The organism is Natrarchaeobius oligotrophus (assembly GCF_003841465.1).
GTDB lineage: Archaea > Halobacteriota > Halobacteria > Halobacteriales > Natrialbaceae > Natrarchaeobius > Natrarchaeobius oligotrophus.
The window spans coordinates 29952-46776 of sequence record NZ_REFZ01000003.1 but is presented as its reverse complement, the minus strand read 5'-3'; the positions used below and the strand labels follow the sequence as shown (position 1 = coordinate 46776).

The 16825-nt window shown below is 66.9% G+C and carries 15 protein-coding genes and 1 pseudogene; 5 read left to right on the top strand and 11 right to left on the bottom strand.

Going from position 1 to position 16825, the window contains the following annotated elements; all coding sequences use genetic code 11:
* Positions 1–28: 28 nt before the first annotated feature.
* Positions 29–1045: an S-layer glycoprotein N-glycosyltransferase AglJ gene (aglJ, locus tag EA472_RS05175; RefSeq protein ID WP_124190456.1), complete on the bottom strand. Its 1017-nt coding sequence runs from the start codon at positions 1043–1045 to the stop codon at positions 29–31.
* Between the two features lie 147 nt (positions 1046–1192).
* On the opposite strand from aglJ, the pseudogene EA472_RS22955 reads away from it, so the two are divergent.
* Positions 1193–1276, top strand: a pseudogene (locus EA472_RS22955) (hypothetical protein); the annotation flags it as partial.
* Between the two features lie 238 nt (positions 1277–1514).
* Here EA472_RS22955 and aglM read toward each other — a convergent pair.
* From aglM to EA472_RS05155, 3 genes are all read right to left on the bottom strand, one after another.
* On the bottom strand, positions 1515–2855 hold the full coding sequence (aglM, locus tag EA472_RS05165) for a UDP-glucose 6-dehydrogenase AglM (protein ID WP_124190455.1): 1341 nt from the start codon (positions 2853–2855) through the stop codon (positions 1515–1517).
* A 58-nt stretch (positions 2856–2913) separates the two neighbouring features.
* Complete coding sequence (locus EA472_RS05160) at positions 2914–4152, bottom strand: DHH family phosphoesterase (protein WP_124190454.1); 1239 nt, start codon at positions 4150–4152, stop codon at positions 2914–2916.
* 89 nt (positions 4153–4241) lie between these two features.
* Entirely contained in the window at positions 4242–4694 is a 453-nt protein-coding gene (locus tag EA472_RS05155; RefSeq protein ID WP_124190453.1) for a universal stress protein, read from the bottom strand.
* A 98-nt stretch (positions 4695–4792) separates the two neighbouring features.
* Here EA472_RS05155 and EA472_RS05150 point away from each other — a divergent pair, with 98 nt between their 5' ends.
* Positions 4793–5254, top strand: coding sequence for a universal stress protein (locus EA472_RS05150; protein WP_124190452.1), 462 nt, complete (start codon positions 4793–4795; stop codon positions 5252–5254).
* A 54-nt stretch (positions 5255–5308) separates the two neighbouring features.
* On the opposite strand, the gene EA472_RS05145 is transcribed toward EA472_RS05150, so the two are convergent.
* A complete protein-coding gene (locus EA472_RS05145) occupies positions 5309–5875 on the bottom strand; it encodes a GNAT family N-acetyltransferase (RefSeq protein WP_124190451.1) in 567 nt (188 codons plus the stop codon).
* Between the two features lie 2 nt (positions 5876–5877).
* Positions 5878–6246, bottom strand: a complete 369-nt coding sequence (locus EA472_RS05140) for a universal stress protein (RefSeq protein WP_124190450.1) — start codon at positions 6244–6246, stop codon at positions 5878–5880.
* A gap of 145 nt (positions 6247–6391) precedes the next feature.
* Here EA472_RS05140 and EA472_RS05135 point away from each other — a divergent pair, with 145 nt between their 5' ends.
* Positions 6392–7804, top strand: a complete 1413-nt coding sequence (locus tag EA472_RS05135) for an ATP-binding protein (RefSeq protein WP_124190449.1) — start codon at positions 6392–6394, stop codon at positions 7802–7804.
* 189 nt (positions 7805–7993) lie between these two features.
* Here EA472_RS05135 and EA472_RS05130 read toward each other — a convergent pair whose 3' ends face one another.
* The 5 genes from EA472_RS05130 to glpK form a co-directional block, all read right to left on the bottom strand.
* Positions 7994–8809: a hypothetical protein gene (locus tag EA472_RS05130; protein ID WP_124190448.1), complete on the bottom strand. Its 816-nt coding sequence runs from the start codon at positions 8807–8809 to the stop codon at positions 7994–7996.
* Between the two features lie 72 nt (positions 8810–8881).
* Positions 8882–9343, bottom strand: coding sequence for an ArsR/SmtB family transcription factor (locus EA472_RS05125; protein WP_124190447.1), 462 nt, complete (start codon positions 9341–9343; stop codon positions 8882–8884).
* A 110-nt stretch (positions 9344–9453) separates the two neighbouring features.
* Entirely contained in the window at positions 9454–10134 is a 681-nt protein-coding gene (locus EA472_RS05120) for an HAD-IIB family hydrolase (RefSeq protein WP_124190446.1), read from the bottom strand.
* 456 nt (positions 10135–10590) lie between these two features.
* Positions 10591–11748 (bottom strand): MFS transporter, encoded by a 1158-nt coding sequence (locus EA472_RS05115; protein WP_124190445.1) that lies wholly within the window; start codon positions 11746–11748, stop codon positions 10591–10593.
* 174 nt (positions 11749–11922) lie between these two features.
* Positions 11923–13461, bottom strand: coding sequence for a glycerol kinase GlpK (gene glpK, locus EA472_RS05110; RefSeq protein ID WP_124190444.1), 1539 nt, complete (start codon positions 13459–13461; stop codon positions 11923–11925).
* A gap of 300 nt (positions 13462–13761) precedes the next feature.
* Here glpK and glpA point away from each other — a divergent pair, with 300 nt between their 5' ends.
* The gene (gene glpA, locus EA472_RS05105; protein WP_124190443.1) at positions 13762–15435 is read left to right on the top strand and encodes an anaerobic glycerol-3-phosphate dehydrogenase subunit GlpA; all 1674 of its coding nucleotides are present in this window, start codon (positions 13762–13764) and stop codon (positions 15433–15435) included.
* On the top strand, positions 15436–16749 hold the full coding sequence (glpB, locus tag EA472_RS05100) for a glycerol-3-phosphate dehydrogenase subunit GlpB (protein WP_124190442.1): 1314 nt from the start codon (positions 15436–15438) through the stop codon (positions 16747–16749).
* The last annotated feature ends 76 nt before the right edge of the window (positions 16750–16825 follow it).

Sequence of the window (16825 nt, the reverse complement as noted above, 5' to 3'; positions counted from 1 at the left end):
CGAAGCGGCGCGGGACTGATCGTCCCGTTCACTCGCCGTCTCGGTCCCGCCCGTTCGTCTCGCGCGTGATCTGCTCGAGACGCCGACGCTGTTCGCGGTGGAGCGTAACGAGCATGTCCGAGAGGACGCCGAACATGAGTAACTGGACGCCGAGCAAGATCGCGGCGGCCGAGACGAGCGCCAGTATCTCGTGGCCGGCTCCGTACTGGATCCATCGCCAGAGGACGTACGCGGCGACGAATCCGCCGGAGACGATGCCGGAGACGCCGAGGCTTCCGAAGTAAAACAGCGGGTTGTTGGTCTTGGCCAGCGAGTAGAGCGCGAAGATGATCGTCCCGCCGTCTTTGACCGGGTGGAGGTTCGTCTCGGACTCTTCGGGCCGGGCGCTGTAACTGACCGGTACGACCGCGGTGTCGACGCCGTGTTTTACACACTCGACGGCCAGCTCCGTCTCGATCGTAAAGCCATCCGAATCCAGCGAGAGCCGTTCGAACGAATCGGTCGTAAACGCCCGGTAGCCCGAGAGAATGTCGTCGTAATCCGCACCGTGGATGAACCGAAACGAGCGGTTTATCAGCCGGTTTCCGAAGCCGTTGAGCGCGCGCATGGCGTCGTCGTCCATGTCCGCAAACCGATTGCCGATGACGTGTTCGTAGCCGCGCGAGAGCGGTTCGAGCATCCGGTCGGCGTCGGCGGGATCGTAGGTGCCGTCGCCGTCGACCATCAGAACGTACGGCACGTCGACGTACTCGAGCGCCTCGCGAACGGCCTGGCCTTTTCCGTCGCCGGACTGAACCAGCACTTGCGCGCCGCGGTCGCTCGCAATTTCGCGCGTGTCGTCGTCGGAGTTTCCGTCGACGATGACCACGTTCGCGTAGCCCTGTTCGTAAAAGCCGTCGATGACGTCGCCGATCGTGGCCGCCTCGTCGAGGGTCGGAACGAGGACGCAGACCTCGTCCGCAGAAATCTCGCGCGTCCGCTCGGTCATCGTGATGACCTCCCCGCCGCGCTCGAGGGAATCCGCGCGGATTTCGCCATTGTCCATCGCCAGCCACTCGTTGGCCGGACTGTAAAAGGATACTGATGCCGACCTCCTCGCCGTCAGTAGTGAAATTCGGCCGGAAAAACGTCTTTATGCGCACAAACCACAGGGACGAAGACGATCGGTCTTCGGGAAGACGTCTACGAGCGATTGCGGGCGCGAAAGCGTGAAAGAGAACGTTTTACCGATCTCGTCGATCAACCGGACGAGTGGGAGCCGGACTGGGAGGCGACGTTCGGGACGGTACCGAACGAGGAGGTGGACGAACTCGAACCGTTCGTCGAGCGATCCCGATCGAGTCCAACGACGGACTCGGCGAACGCCAGCAGGAGGCGCTCGAGGCATTCGAGACGACATTCGAGACGACATTCGAGACGACATTCGAGACGACGTCGTCCGAGACGAAACGTGCGGACGATACCGATGGCTGCGACGACGGCACTCACGACGGGGGATCGGATGGGCGGTACCCTCACCACGTCAGCCCCTCGTACACCTCGAGGTCGTCCTCGTCGACCGCGATCCGGCGACCGTCGACGAGGACGCGGCGGGCCATCCCCGCGAACGAGAGCTCCTCGAACTCGGGCCAGTCGGTGGCGACGACCGCCCCTTCCGCGCCCTCGAGCGCGCCCTCGGCCGAGTCGGCGTACTCGACCTCGAGGTCGGGATGGGCCTCTCGGACGTTGTCGACCGCGACCGGGTCGTAGGCGACCGGCCGCGCGCCCCGCTCGAGGAGCGCCTCGATCACGTCGAGCGCGCGCGACTCGCGGACGTCGTCCGTTCCGGGTTTGAACGCCAGCCCGAGGACCGCGACGCGCGTTCCCTCGAGATCGACGTGGCTCTCGAGGAGGTCGACCAGTCGCCGGGGCTGTGCGTCGTTGACGGCGACGACCGCGTCCAGCAGCTCCGGTTCGTATCCCTGCTCGCGCGCCCCGGCACGCAACGCGTCGACGTCCTTCGGGAAGCAGGAGCCGCCCCAGCCGAGCCCGGAGCGCATGAACTTCTCGGAGATCCGGTCGTCCAGGCCGACGGCCTCGAGCACCTCGTACGCGTCCGCGCCGTACTCCTTGGCGACGTTTCCGAGCTCGTTGATCAGCGATACCTTCGACGCGAGGAAGGCGTTGTTGGCGTACTTGATGAGTTCGGCCTCCCGGACGCCGGTCTCGACGAGCGCCGGTCGTCGGATCGAATCGGATTCGCCGTCGCCGTCCGTCTCGGCGCGCGCGTCCCCCTCGAGAATCGGGTCGTACAGTTCCCGTATCGTGGCGGCGGCGTCCTCGCTCGTCGCGCCGACGACAATCTTATCGGGCTCGAGAAAGTCCCGCACGGCCGTTCCCATCCGGAGAAACTCCGGGTTCATCGCGAGTTCGAGCCCGCCTCCGACCTGCATTTCGGACTCGTCCTCGAGAATCGGACCGATCACGTCCTCCGTCGTTCCGGGGAGGACGGTGCTCTTGACGACGACGAGGTGGTCGCCGTCGCTCTCCGCGAGCGCGCCGCCGAGCATCTCGGCGCCGGCTCGCATGGGTGCGAGGTCGAGACCGCCGGCCGCAGTCGTGGGCGTGGGCAGACAGAGGAACGTGAGGTCGGTGTCGCGAACCGCGGCGTACTCGGTCGTCGCCCGCAGCCTCGAGCCGGCGTGTTCGGCGATCCGCTCTTCGAGGCCCGACTCGTGGATCGGCGCCTCGCCCGCGTTGATCGCGTCGACGACGTCCTCGTCTATCTCGACGTTGACGACGTCGTGGCCGAGATCCGCGAGACAGGCGGCGACGGTCGTCCCGACGTAGCCGCTTCCGACGATGGAAACCTGCATGGCTCTCCCAACGGTGCGTCTGCGTTAGTTATTTTGGGGTTCGTCCTGCGACCGACCGTCACTCGGCGTCGCTCGAGTCGCCGTCCTCGTCCGCCGCGTCGACGACCGCCTGGAAGGCGTCGAGGATGACTCGCTTGGTCACGGCGCCGCGAGAGGTCCAGTGGGTCGCGTAGTCGAGCATGTCGTCGTAGATGTCGGGTTTACAGCCGGCCGCTTTCGGGTGGCCGCCGCCGTTTACCCGCCCTGCGACCTCGTGACAGCGCTCGAACGCGTCGGTGCCGCGGATCGACGCCGAGCCGGCGGGTTTGACGATCACCGAGGCGTCGGCGCCCTTCTCGCGCATCGCTTCGGCGACCTCGTTTTGCGAGCACCGGCCGTAGGTGACGCCGACGGTGTACTCGCCGACCTCGCGAAACTCGGCGCGGGCGACCGCCTGCTCGATCAGCGCCTCCTTTTCGACGCGACGGTTGGCGATGAACTCCTCGACCCACGCGGGCAGGTCGACGCCGTACTCGCGGACGACTTCGACGTACTCCGCGGGATCGGTCCAGTAGGCGTAATCCGCCAGGTCGTCGCTCCGGGGATCCTCGCGCAGCCAGAGGTCGTGATCCCGCGTGACGGCGGCCAGCTCCTCGTACATCGGATCGAACTCGTACTCGAGCGATCGGTAGACGACGTCGGCACTGCACTCTTCTTCGGAGTCGCCGACCACGAGATCGACGCCGGCGTCGCGGACGGCGTCGGCGACGTCCTCGCCCCACTGGTGGTGGTCGTACCACGATACCCGGTCGGCGGTCTCGAGCGCGGCGTCGAGCTCGTCGTCGACGTACTCGTACCTGTCCGGACAGAGGTCGCAGACGTAGAGGTCGACCCCCTCCGTGCCGTACTCCGCGACGCGAGCCAGCGCGTCCTCGACGTCGTGGGGACTCGCCGGTACGAGCGCGACCGAGTGAGGCGTCGACTCGGGCTCCTCGAGCGGATTTTCGGCCTCGTCGACGGCGGTGACCTCGTCCGCCGCGGCGTTTTCGGATCGCTCGCCGTCGGTCCCGCCCGCGTCGACGGCCGGTTCGGGAACGGTGCACACGTCGTCGTAGGCCTCCCGGATCAGCGCGACGCAGGCCAGACCGTCCGCGTCGGAATCGGCGATGACGGCGACGTCTGCCCCCTCGAGCGCCGCTTCCGTCCGTTCGTCTTCGAGGTCCTCCTCGAGCGTGTCGGGAAGAAAGAACCCGGTGCCGGGCAGGACCGACTTGCGGGCGATCGACAAGTCGCTGCTGTCGATGAGTTCGTCGTACATACACCGCCGTCCGCGGCGACGGGGGAAGTAACCGCCGATCTCGAGTGTCAGTACGGTTTCAATTATACGACCGAAACGGCGCGGGCGGATCAGGCGTCGGCCGCGGCTTCCCCACCCGTCGGCGCGAGCTGTCGAACCGTCAACACGGGCACCGGCGACGTTCGGACGATCCGTTCCGCGACGCTGCCGAGCAGGAGGCGGTTCTCGCCGTGGCGTCCGCGGGTTCCCGTCGCGATGAGAGCCGCGTCCACGTCTCGTGCGTACTCGCAGATCTCGACCGCCGGTCGGCCCTCGCGGACGGCCGTCGTCACCGGCCGGTCGGTGCGACCTTCTACGGTCGCCAGCGCGGCGTCGGCGTGGGTCTCGAGAGCGGTTCGGAGCTCCTCCCGGAGCTGTTCGGGCGAGGCGTCGACCTCGCTCGCGTCGACGACGGAGAGCGCGTGGACGTCGGCTTCGAAGCGTTCGGCCAGATCCAGCGCGACGTCGACGGCCCGCTTGACGCTCTCGGAGCCGTCCGTGGCCACCACGACCGTATCGAACATGCCCCCGAATTGCGTCCGGGACGGCTTAAACGCTCCCGATCGTTCCGCCGCGGCCGGGCGGGGGAGGGTTTTTTGGGTCGGACCACACACTGGCTCGTATGGACGACAGCGAGCCGTTTTCCGTCGACACCGTTCTCGCGCCGGTCGACGGGAGCGACGAGTCCGCCACCGCCGTCGAGTACGCAATCGCCGTCGCGGATCGCTACGAGGCGTCCGTTCACGCGCTGTACGTGCTCGGACGGGGCGTCGTGCGCGGGATGGACGCCGGAACCGTCGACGAAAACGCAGTCGCGGAGAACACCCAGGGGTTTTTCGACGACGTCGGCGAGGCCGCGGCCGACGCCGACGTCGGGCTTTCGACGTCGGTCGACGACGGCTTTTCGCAAAGCCGAAAGACCCGCCACCCCGGAAACGTGGTTCTCGACACCGCCGACGCGATCGACGCGGACTTCATCGTCTTGCCACGGGAGTCCGTCACCGACGCCGCCTCCGCCGAAGTCCTCGAGAAAGCCGCCGAGTACGTCCTCTCCTACGCGAGTCAGCCGGTTCTCTCCGTCTGATATCCTCGAGCGGAGAACGCCCCCGTCGGAGAAGGTCGCCTCGAACCGGCGTAACTACTCGAGTTTGATCGCCATCTCCTGTTCGAAGCTCTCGGCCCCCGTCGTCTCGAAGCCCACGCGCTCGTAGAGGGCGATCGCCGGCTGGTTCCAGCGCTCGACGGTCAGCCAGACGCGGCGGATGCCGACGTCGCTGGCGTGACCCAGGAGGTATTCGAGCAGCGCCGTTCCGATGCCGGCTCGCTGGTACTCCTGCAGGACGAAGATCGCAAGCTCCCACTCGGCGTCGGCGGCGTCCTCGAGCGACGAGGGATCGTCGACGTCGGGGACGAGCATCGCGTGGCCGATCGCGTCGGTCCCGTGGGAGGCGACGACGTTGACGCTGTAATCGGCGATGGCCTCGAGCCAGGTTTCGATCCGCTCGCGACCGGTCGGCGGAATCCCCTGGGCGCGATCGGTCGGATCGAACTCGACGTACATCTCGACGACGTCCTCGAGGGCGTCGCCGTCGAATCGCTCGGGAACCCGGACCTCGATGGCCCGACCGTCGCGATCCTCGAACGTCGACGGGGGTGACGGGAACGAACCGACGGACTCGTCGGGGTACGTTCGCGTTCTCGTCATCGTTATCGAACCAGTTTGACGGTCGTCGGGGCGTTCAACAGGACGAACTCGGTGATCGGTCCGAGCTGAATCTTCCCCATCGGGCTCAGCGTGCCGCCGCCGATCACCAGCTGGTCGTACTCGCCCTGTTCGGCGTAGTTGACCAACGCGCTGCCCGGATCGCCCTCGAGGCGAACGATCTCCGCGTCGATGCGTTCGTTCTCGAGCAGCCGCGCTGCGACGTCGTACATCTCGTCCTGTGAGCGTTTCGTCTCGGGTTTTTCGAGGACGGCCACCGTCAACTCGTCGCCGACCTCCTGCGTTCGCTCGATCGTCCGCCGGAGCGTCTTGTCCGATTCGTCGCTGCCGCCGAGACCCACTAGGACGTTCATATCACTGTGTGTGAGCCGATGGACGAAAACCGTTGTGCCGCTACCCGGACGAGCCCAACGCGGTGGTTGGACGACGGGTGACGCTGACAGTCGGGCGAACGACAGGACGACGCTGTTAAGAGCGTGTAGTGAGTACGTGGACCGAATGAGTGATGCGGCGCTCGATGTCGTGGAGTTTCTGCTCACGACGAGCGTGTATTCGGACGACAGGACGCTGGACGAGAACGATTTACCGCCGTCGTTTCGCCAGGTATTCTGGACCGCGAGCGGCGACGGCGACGGCGGTCAGGGGGCACCCGATCGCTCCGGAATCAGTCGACCGCTGTCGGCGACCAACAGCGCCGCGCGGGCGGCCACGGGCGTCGATCAGCCGTGGGACGCCGTCTCGGAGCTGATGTTCACCGAGCGCGACGAGTTCTCCGGAACAGTTACGCTCGCCGAGCAGGGGATGGCCGAGCGCTGGTTCGTCGAGCGGGCCGACGACGAACGGTTGCGCGAGAATCCCACGCTGGCGAAACACTTCGACGAACACGACGAGTACGGCTCCGCGTTCGACGTCGACCACGAGGAGGCTCGCGATCGAAACCGGCCGATCCAGGCCGACCGCGTCTGGATCGACGGCCTGCTCGAGGAGTACTTCGACGACGAAGAGGACGAGGAGATGCTCGACCTCGTCGAGGTTCGCGCGCCCGAGGAGGTCGACATCACGCTCGACGACCTCGTGCTCACCGACGGACAGGAGGCCGAGATCGACAAAATTTCCAAGGCGATCGAACACCGCGACTACCTCGCACAGATCGGGCTGCGCGAGATCGGGAAACTGCTGTTCGTCGGCCCGCCGGGCACCGGCAAGACCTCGACCGCACAGGCGCTGGCGCGGGACATGGACCTGCCGTTCGTCGAGGTCAAACTCTCGATGATCACCTCCCAGTACCTGGGCGAAACCGCAAAGAACGTCGACAAGACCTTCGAGGTGGCGAAGCGACTTTCTCCGTGTATTCTGTTCATCGACGAGTTCGACTTCGTCGCCAAGACCCGCCGAAGCGACGAACACGCCGCCTTGAAGCGGGCGGTCAACACGCTGCTCAAGAGCATCGACAACATCTCGCTGATCGAAGACGACGTTTTGCTGATCGGCGCGACCAACCATCCAGACCAACTCGACGACGCGGCCTGGCGGCGCTTCGACGAGATCATCAACTTTCCCAAACCCGACTACGACATGCGGACGGACATCCTCCGGGTCATCACCCGCCAGATGCGAATCGAGGAGTTCGATCCCCAGCTCATCGCCGAGATCACCGAGGGCCTGACCGGCAGCGACCTCCGGATGGTGCTCCGGGAGGCCGTCCTCGAGGCGCTGACCGAGGATCGGACGACACTGACCCAGGAGGACCTGCTGAACGCCGTCGAGGAGTTCGAAGAGCGAGACACGCTCAAGAACATGGACATGATCGAGGGCGACCACGACGCGCTCGTCGCCGGCGGCGATCTCGGCAAGGCGAGCGACGGCGGCCACGGACACGACCACGATCACGACCACGACCACGATCACTGACGCCGGATCGCGCCCTTCGAACTCGAGCGGCGACGGCCGTCTCGAGCGCGAATCCGACCGCGATCTCGTGATCGACGACGAGGGGGCGATACCGATCACGTCCACGAGTTCGATCGTCGTCTGCGCCGGATGCGGCCCGACCGGAAGCGCCGATCCGATCGATTTCGACCGCTCGCGTCGGACGGCCGATCACTCGAGAATCCGCTGGACGTAGAGGTGTGCGAATACGATCGCGGTGATCGCGCCGGAGAGGTACGTCGCGAGCGAGCTTCCCGCGAGGACGACCAGCCGCGTCGGCGGCGAGCCGACGACGGGGTGGGTGGCCGTGGCGGCGCTGATCTCGGTGATCGCGAATGCGGTGGCGATCGCGACGACGAGGCTGACGAGCACGATCGTCGTCCGCCGTCGGAACGAGACGAGTCCCCAGCTCACGGCGAGCGCGGCGATCGGTCCGTAACCGCCGACGACGACCGCCTCGGGCGCGAGGATGAACTTGACGAGGACGACGATCACGAGGACGACGGTGACGGCGAGCGCGACGATTCCGGCGGCGGTGACGACCGGCGAGTCGGCGAACAGCACCGCGGCCCCCGCGAGCACGCCGACGACGGTGAGAGCCATCGTCGAAAGGAACGTGAAAAGCAGCGTCGCGACCACCGCCGGCAGCCGACGGAGCGCGTGGGCCGCCGCGGTCGTCGGCGCGTATCGTCGGTCGACGAGTTCGCCCGCGACGATCGTCCCGGCGTAGCTGCGGGCGAACAGACCGCCCGTGAAGACGACGAAACTGAGCGTGACTTCGACTGCAGGCGGTCCGACGAACCCGACGAACTGGACGGCGGCGACCGCGAGAAAGACGAGGAGAATCGAGCGCCGGTTACGGAGCACGCCGACGGCCCACAGGAGCACGTCGCCGATTCGCCGCCGCGTGACGCCCGCGCTGACGCCCCGACACTCGAGGCACGCACAGCCGTCGACGTCCTCGCGGCGCTCGATTCGATCGACCATCCGCTCGAGACGCCCGCGCCAGAAATCATAAACGCTCCGGAATGTATCTGGAGACGACACGATCCGCCTCCGTTAGCCGCTCGCGTCGGAGCCGACGAGTCGGACCAGCGTCTCCCAGAGGGCGATGAGTATCGAAACGGGACCGACCGCAACGGCGAGGTTCTTGAACGCCACCCGGAGGCCGGGCTGGTCGTCTTCGGTGCCCAGAAACAACACCAGCGGCTCCGAGGAGACGGTGTAGACGTCCATCTCGCGACCTTTCTCGGAGTAACAGGTGTCGGCGACCTCGATGAGGCCGACCGCAGAGAGGTTCTCGAGGTGGTAGCTGACGCTCTGGATCGACATCTCGAGGCGGTCCGCCAGCGCCGTCGCCGTCAACGGACGGTCGTTCAGTTCCCGGAAGATCGTCCGGGCCGTCTCCGACGAGAGCGCGGCGAGGACTTCGCTCGTTCGGTCGTCGTCGATACACAGCAGGGACGGCTGGCCCGTCCGGTCGGTCGACGCGTTCGACGTCGTGGGGAGGAGTCGTGACATGGATCGGGGCGGCGGTGGTCGTTACCTCCCCGTTCGATCCCGGCGTACGTAACTACTTCCGTCGCTCAAAATCGATTTTGAGTAACTCACGACCCTCAAACTTGAGTAACTCACGACCCTCGAACGCGCTCGAGCACCGCGAGCGTGCCGTCGGCGTGTGCGTCCTCGAGCACTTCGTCGGCGGCGTCTTTCGCGTCGTCGTCCGCGTTGGCGACGGCGAAGCTGCGGCCGACGACCGAGAACGTCGAGACGTCGTTGACGGAGTCGCCGACGGCGACGGCGTCGCCCGGATCGAACCCGACGTGCTCTGCGATCCGGACGACGCCGTCGCCCTTGTTCGGCGTCGTATCCTTGACGTGGTAGGCGTAGCCGGTGTCGACCACCTCGAGGCCGTGGTCGGCGGCGATCTCGCGAAGCGGCTCGAGGGGCTGGTCCCTGCTGACGGCGACCTCCGTCTCGCGCCAGCGGTTGACGGTGTCTTCGTCGCCCCAGCCGAGCGAGTAGCCGGCGTCGCGGTAGGCCTCGGCGACGGCGCGCGCGGCCGCCCGGTCGGCGGTAACGAAGACGTCGTCGCCGGTGTAGACGACGCCGCCGTTTTCGGCGACGACCAGCTCGGGGATGCCCGCGAAGTGACAGAGAGCGATCGGATACGGGAAGGCCTTTCCCGTGGCGATCACGATCGGGCCGTCCCACTCGCGGATCGGATCGAAGATGCGCGGATCGATCCCCCAGGCGTCGGGGCGGGTCAGGGTCCCGTCGACGTCGAGCACGAGCGGCGGATCGGCTGTCATACTCCCACGTCGGGGACGAGCAGCCTAAAGCGGTCGCATCTCTCGTCGTGAGCGGCTCACCAGCACGGTCGCTCAGTTCGTCGGTGCGAACTTCGTAGCTCCGTCTGATAGACACCGACGAGGAAATCGCTCGAGTCGCGGGTAGACTTCTCGCGGCGGCGGACGACGCCGCGGGTGTCGACAGCGGAATCGGATGGAACGATGCACAGATCGCCGCGGCGGCCGACGTACTGGACGAACCCGTCTTCACGCGAACCGTCGACGATTTCGAACCGCCCGGAGTCGACGTCGAGACGTACTGACGGTCTCCGCGGGCCGAACGCGTCTCTGACTGTCGTCGGACGATTCGCTTTCGCGTTCTCGATCGCGAATCGAACTCGAGATCTGACGTCGTCAACCGGCACGGTTTCGGCCACCGACCCGTTGCACTTCGAGCGATTCGGATTTCGCCGCCGCTCAACTCGGCAGTCGCCCCGCCCGCTCGAGGGCGGTGAGGACGACCACCGACGCGGCGAGGAAGGCGGCGGCGGCGGCGAACACGCCGTCGTAGGTGTATCCGCCCTCGATGAACGCGCCGAGGACGGACGAGCCGAGCGCCTGCGTGAGCATCCAGACCGAGCTGAACACGGCGTAGGCGCTCGCTCGCGTCGAATCGGGCAGCGTATCGAGCAGGTAGGTGTCCACCGCGGGAAACAGCACGTGGATGACGAAGCCGACGATCGCGGAGAGTGCGACCATCGCGAGCAGGCCTTCGGCCAGCGTCAGCGCGAACAGACAGACGGAGAACGTGCCGACGATGCCCAGCAGGTAGGGGACGTGGGGGAGCCTGTCGGCGAGGTCGCCGCCGACGTAGAACGAGGGGACGCCGGCGACGAAGACGATCGTGAGCATCGCCGACGCCTGTCGACCGGAGAGCCCCTTCGATTGCATGTACAGCTCGTAGAAGTTGAACACGCCCTGCCAGACGAACACCGTCGCGCCGACGAGCGCGAGCGCGGTGACGATGAGTCGCCACTCCGAGAGCGCGCCGGCGACGAAGTCGCGGTCGGCCTCACCAGCCCGGGGCATCTCGGTTCGTTTCGCGGCGAACCAGGTGTAGATCGTCACCAGCGCCGCGCCGACGGCGATCGTCCACAGCGAGAGCCGCCAGTCGACGAACAGCGTGAGCGCGACCAGCGGGGCGGCGATCACCGCCGCGATCTGGCTCGCGCCGCCGTGGATCCCCATCGCGCGCCCGACGCGTTCGGGATACAGTTCGCTCAGCAGGGGGTTCGCCGAGACGAAGTAGACGCCCGACGCGATGCCCATGAAGAACGCCCCGGCCATCAGGTGCGGGACCGTCGTCGCGGTCGCGGCGATCGCGGACGAGACCGCGAGAATCGTGCCGGACGCGAGAACGATGTGGTGGCGCGGTACCTTCGTGAGGAGCCACCCGGTCGGGAGCCGGAGCGACGCGCTGCCGACCCACGCCAGCGTCACGATCAGCCCGGCGGTCGCCTCACCGATCCCGAACTCCGCGATGAAGACGTCGAGCAGCGGCGCGAAGATAATTCTGGCGAGATTGAGAAAGAACACCAGGCCACAGAGGGAGGCGAACAGGCGGGCGCGAGTCACGGTGGAGGTTTCAGACAGACGGTATCAAACGTTCCGAAAGCGGAACCGTTCGTTCGTCTGGTAGGTCGACTCGAGGCGCGCGTCGGTTCGACCCGAGAACGTCGCCGAGAGCCGACAGCCACCGGTGATCTCGACGAGCCCGAGGAGTCGACGCTCGAAGCGATCGAAACCGCGTCACCGTTCGTCTCGAGCCCAGTCGCGCGAGCGATCGACGGCCTGACTCCAGCGCTCGTGGCGCTCGTCCGCGAGGTCTTCGTCCATCTCGGGGTCGAACTCGCGGTCGACCCGCCAGTTGCTGCGCAGCTCCTCGAGGTCGTCCCAGTAGCCGACGGCCAGGCCAGCGGCGTAGGCGGACCCGAGCGCGGTCGTCTCGTCGACGACCGGCCGAACGATCCGCGTGCCGATGATGTCCGACTGGAGCTGACAGAGGAAGTTGTTCTTGACGGCTCCCCCGTCGACTTTCAGCGCGGTCATCTCGATGCCGGAGTCGGCCTCCATCGCCTCGGCGACGTCGCGGGTCTGGTAGGCGATCGACTCGAGGGTCGCGCGGACGATGTGCTCTTTGCGGGTCCCCCGGGTCATGCCGACGATCGTCCCTCGCGCGCGCTGATCCCAGTGGGGCGCTCCGAGGCCGGTGAACGCCGGAACGACGTAGACGCCGTCGGTCGAGTCGACGCTCCGGGCGAGTTCTGCGGTCTGGGACGGCTCGTCGATCAGCGAGACGTCCTCGAGCCACTCGATTGCGGCTCCGGTGGCGAAGATCGCTCCCTCGAGGGCGTACTGAACGGGCTCGCCCGAACGCTGGAAACCGATCGTCGTGAGCAGACCGTGGTCGGACGCGACGGCCTCCTCGCCGGTGTTCATCAGGAAGAACGAGCCGGTGCCGTAGGTGTTTTTCGCGTCGCCGGGATCGAAGCAGGTCTGGCCGAACAGCGCCGCCTGCTGGTCGCCGAGCGCCCCTGCGACGGGCACTGCCGCCCCGAGAAATCCGTCGGGATCGGTCGTCCCGTACGTCTCGTCGTCGCTCGAGGGGCGCACGTCGGGCAACATCGCTCTGGGGATCGAAAACGTCTCGAGAAGTTCGTCGTCCCACGCGAGGTCGTGAACGTTGTACAGCATCGTCCGCGAGGCGTTAGTCACTTCCGTGACGTGCTCGCCGGTGAGGTTGTAGATCAGCCAGCTGTCGATCGTCCCGAACAGGACCTCGCCGCGCTCGGCGCGGTCGCGGACGTCCGCGGGCCGGGCGCGTTCCATCTTGATCGGATCGGCCTCCTCGAGCAACCACTCCGCTTTCGTCGCGGAGAAGTAGGCGTCGGGCTCGAGGCCGGTCTTCGATCGGATGGCCTCGACCGCGCCGTTTTCTTCCAGGCGTTCGATGCGCTCGGTCGTTCGCCGGTCCTGCCAGACGATCGCGTTGTAGACGGGGGTGCCAGTGTCGGCGTCCCACAGCACCGTCGTCTCCCGCTGGTTCGTCACGCCGATGGTCTCGAGCTGTTCGGGGGCGATACCGGCTTGCCCGAGCGCGCGCGTGATGACGGCTTTCGTATTTTCCCAGATCTCGAGCGGATCGTGTTCGACCCACCCAGGCTCCGGATACCGCTGTTCGTGCGTCTCGTAGGCGTTCGAGACGACCCGGCCGCCGTGGTCGAAGACGATGAACCGCGTCCCGGTCGTCCCCTGGTCGACCGCGCCGACGTAGGTCTCGTCGGTCACCGCTTCCCACCCGGAGGGCCGCCTCGAGCTATATTTACTGCTGGTTCCATATTACTGGTAAATGGTTTCGACGATCGTTATAAACGTTCGCATACCCGCGATCCGCGTCCGTCGGACGCGCGACCGATCCCCACCGCCGCAAAATCGTCGAGAACGGCCCGGAGAGCGCTCGACCGTTGCGTCGACTTCGGTCGGCGGTCGCGATGAGCAGGCGTTCCGGGGTCGTCCGACCAATTGTTATGGGTGGTGGGGCATCACCGATAAAATAAAGGATGGGGGAACCAAGGTTCCGGTAACGGGATGGCAACCGATACGGACGTCCTCGTCGTCGGCGGGGGATCGACCGGCTGCGGAATCGCCCGGGATCTGGCGATGCGCGGCCTCGAGGTCACCCTCGTCGAGCGGGGCAATCTCACTGACGGAACTACTGGCCGGATGCACGGCCTCTTGCACAGCGGGGGACGCTATGCGGTTTCCGATCGGGCGAGCGCGACCGAGTGTATCGAGGAAAACGAGATCCTCCGGGAGATCGCCGGCCACTGCGTCGAACTGACCGGCGGGCTGTTCGTCCAGCGCCCGGAGGACAGCGACGCGTACTTCGAGGAAAAACTCGAGGGCTGTCGCGCCTGCGACATACCCGCGCGGGTTCTCTCCGGACGGGAAGCCCGCGAGGTCGAACCGTATCTCGCGACGGACGTGAAACGGGCGATCGAAGTCCCCGACGGCGCGGTCGATCCCTTCAGACTCTGCGTGGCGAACGCGATCGACGCGCGCGCTCACGGCGCGCGAATCGAAACGCACGCCGAGGTGATCGACCTGCTGCGCGAGGGCGACGACGTCTACGGCGTCGAGGTGCGCCACGACTCGGGGCCCGGAACGCGCGTCCACCGAACGCCGGGAAGTACCGAGGAGATCACCGCCGAGTACGTCGTCAACGCCACCGGCGCGTGGGCCGGCCGGATCGGGGCGATGGCCGACCTCGACGTCGAGGTTCGTCCGTCGAAGGGCGTGATGACGATCATGAACGTGCGACAGGTCGACACCGTCATCAACCGCTGTCGGCCCAAAGGCGACGCCGACATCATCGTCCCACACGAGACGACGGCGATCCTCGGGACGACCGACGAGGAGGTGTCCGATCCGGACGACTACCCCGAGGAGGAGTGGGAGGTCGACGCGATGATCGACACGCTCTCGGAACTCGTTCCCATCCTCACGGAGGCCAGAACGATCCGCTCGTTCTGGGGCGTTCGACCGCTGTACGAACCGCCGGAGCGGGATACGCGAGATCCGACGGACATCACGCGCGATTTCTTCCTGCTGGACCACGCAGAGCGCGACGGCGTCGCGGGAATCACGAGCATCGTCGGCGGCAAGTTCACCACCTACCGGGCGATGGCCGAGGAGATCTCCGATCACGTCTGCGAGAAACTCGGCGTGAACGCCTCCTGTGCGACCGCGACGGAACCGCTACCGGGAAGCGAGAATCTCGAGATTCTCGAGGAGGGGATGGACGACTTCGGGCTCCGATCGCCGATCGCTCGCCGGAGCAAGCAGCGACTCGGAAGCCGCTCGCGCGAGGTGCTCGAGACCGACGAGGCGAATCCGGTGATCTGCGCCTGCGAGGGGGTCACCCGCGCGGAAGTTCGCGACGCAGTGTCTCAGTCCGGCTCGGATCTCAACGCGGTTCGCATACGGACCCGCGCGTCGATGGGAAACTGCCAGGGCGGCTTCTGCTGTGGCCCGATGGCGAACGAACTCCACCCGAAGTACGACGAACCGACGGCCAGGGCGGCGCTCGACGAACTGATTCAAGAGCGCTGGAAGGGCCAGCGACACGCCCTCTGGGGGGAACAGCTCTCGCAGGCGATGCTCAACTACGCGCTGTTTGCGACGACGATGAACCGGGACGAGGATCCAGCCGACGCGGCGGAACCGCTCGAGTACGCCGCGTTCGACCACGGAGGGCGATAGATGGCGATCGAGGACGACGTGCTCGTCGTCGGCGGCGGACTCGCGGGCGCGACGGCGGCGCTCGCGGCCAAAGACGCCGATCCCGACGCGCGGGTCCGCCTCGTCACGTACAAACAGAGCACGCTGCGTCACGCGAGCGGGCTGATCGACGTCCTCGGGTACGGGCCGGACGGCGATGGACCGCTGGTCGATCCCTTCGACGCGCTTGTGAACCTCCCCGAGAGTCACCCGTACCGTCGCGTCGGCGTCGACGCCGTTCGCGAGGCGCTGTCGTTTTTCGACGGCGTCGCGGGCGACGCCTACGCGGGGAACCACACCGACAGGAACGCGCTCGTTCCGACGGCCGGGGGAACCGTAAAGCCCACCGCCAGGTACCCCGCGGCGACCGCGGCCGGCCTGGCGAGCGACGAGCGCGACGCGCTGTTTGTCGGCTTCGAGACGCTCCCGGCGTTCGACGCGCCGCGTTCGGCGAGTCACCTCGAGGCAGCCGGCGTCCCGTTTTCCACACGGGGCGAGACGGTTTCGTTTCCGGGGATCGACCGTGACGACGCGAAGCTCGTCAGGTACGCACACCTCCTGGACGAAGACGAACGGGTCCGGACGAGCGGTCGGCGGATGGGCGCTCGGACGGCCCTCGCGACTGCCGTCGACGCGCGCCTCGGGGAGGAATCCCGGATCGGCTTTCCCGCCGTCCTGGGCGACGAGCGCCCGGCGGAAGTCCGGTCGTACCTCGCGGACGCCCTCGGCGTCGACGTCTTCGAGGTGCCGACGGGGCCGCCCAGCCTGGCGGGGATGCGACTCGAGGACGTGCTGTTCGATGCGCTCTCGGACGACGGCGTTCGCGTGACCGCCGGCGTTCCGGTGATCGACTACGAGCTGGTCGCTGGGGGCGCGTCCGAGTCCGACGGCGACCGGATCGATCACGTCGTCGTCGACCGCCACGGCAGCGAGATTCCCCACCGCGCGGACCAGTACGTGCTCGCGACCGGCGGACTGGTCGGAAAGGGCGTCAAATCCGATCGCGATGGCGTCTTCGAGCCGATCTTCGACTGTCACGTTCCACAGGCCGACGACCGCTACGACTGGTTCGTCGACGACGTCTTCGGGGAACAGCCGTACGCGCGCTTCGGCCTCGAGCCGGATCGTGACCTCCGACCGCTCGATCCGAACGGGGAGCCGGAGTTTTCGAACCTGCGCGCCGCCGGTGCCGTCCTCGGGGGGTACGACTTCGCGGCGGAGAAATCGGGTGCGGGCGTCTCGATCGCGACGGGATACGTCGCCGGGACCCGGGCCGCCGAGGAGGTGAGCCGATGATCGAGGCCGACTCGTCGGTCCGCGGACGAGCTCCGGGATCGACCGACCCGCGCGGACGGCCGCCGACCGACGCCGA

Excerpts from the sequence above, each read along its gene's own strand:
- EA472_RS05155 (WP_124190453.1), bottom strand. The coding sequence starts at position 4,694 with ATGTTCGATACGGTCGTGGTGGCCACGGACGGCTCCGAGAGCGTCAAG.
- EA472_RS05160 (WP_124190454.1), bottom strand. The coding sequence starts at position 4,152 with ATGTACGACGAACTCATCGACAGCAGCGACTTGTCGATCGCCCGCAAG.
- EA472_RS05120 (WP_124190446.1), bottom strand. The coding sequence starts at position 10,134 with ATGACAGCCGATCCGCCGCTCGTGCTCGACGTCGACGGGACCCTGACC.
- EA472_RS05130 (WP_124190448.1), bottom strand. The coding sequence starts at position 8,809 with ATGGTCGATCGAATCGAGCGCCGCGAGGACGTCGACGGCTGTGCGTGC.
- aglM (WP_124190455.1), bottom strand. The coding sequence starts at position 2,855 with ATGCAGGTTTCCATCGTCGGAAGCGGCTACGTCGGGACGACCGTCGCC.
- EA472_RS05140 (WP_124190450.1), bottom strand. The coding sequence starts at position 6,246 with ATGAACGTCCTAGTGGGTCTCGGCGGCAGCGACGAATCGGACAAGACG.
- EA472_RS05145 (WP_124190451.1), bottom strand. The coding sequence starts at position 5,875 with ATGACGAGAACGCGAACGTACCCCGACGAGTCCGTCGGTTCGTTCCCG.
- EA472_RS05135 (WP_124190449.1), top strand. The coding sequence starts at position 6,392 with ATGAGTGATGCGGCGCTCGATGTCGTGGAGTTTCTGCTCACGACGAGC.
- EA472_RS05125 (WP_124190447.1), bottom strand. The coding sequence starts at position 9,343 with ATGTCACGACTCCTCCCCACGACGTCGAACGCGTCGACCGACCGGACG.
- EA472_RS05150 (WP_124190452.1), top strand. The coding sequence starts at position 4,793 with ATGGACGACAGCGAGCCGTTTTCCGTCGACACCGTTCTCGCGCCGGTC.
- glpB (WP_124190442.1), top strand. The coding sequence starts at position 15,436 with ATGGCGATCGAGGACGACGTGCTCGTCGTCGGCGGCGGACTCGCGGGC.
- glpA (WP_124190443.1), top strand. The coding sequence starts at position 13,762 with ATGGCAACCGATACGGACGTCCTCGTCGTCGGCGGGGGATCGACCGGC.
- aglJ (WP_124190456.1), bottom strand. The coding sequence starts at position 1,045 with ATGGACAATGGCGAAATCCGCGCGGATTCCCTCGAGCGCGGCGGGGAG.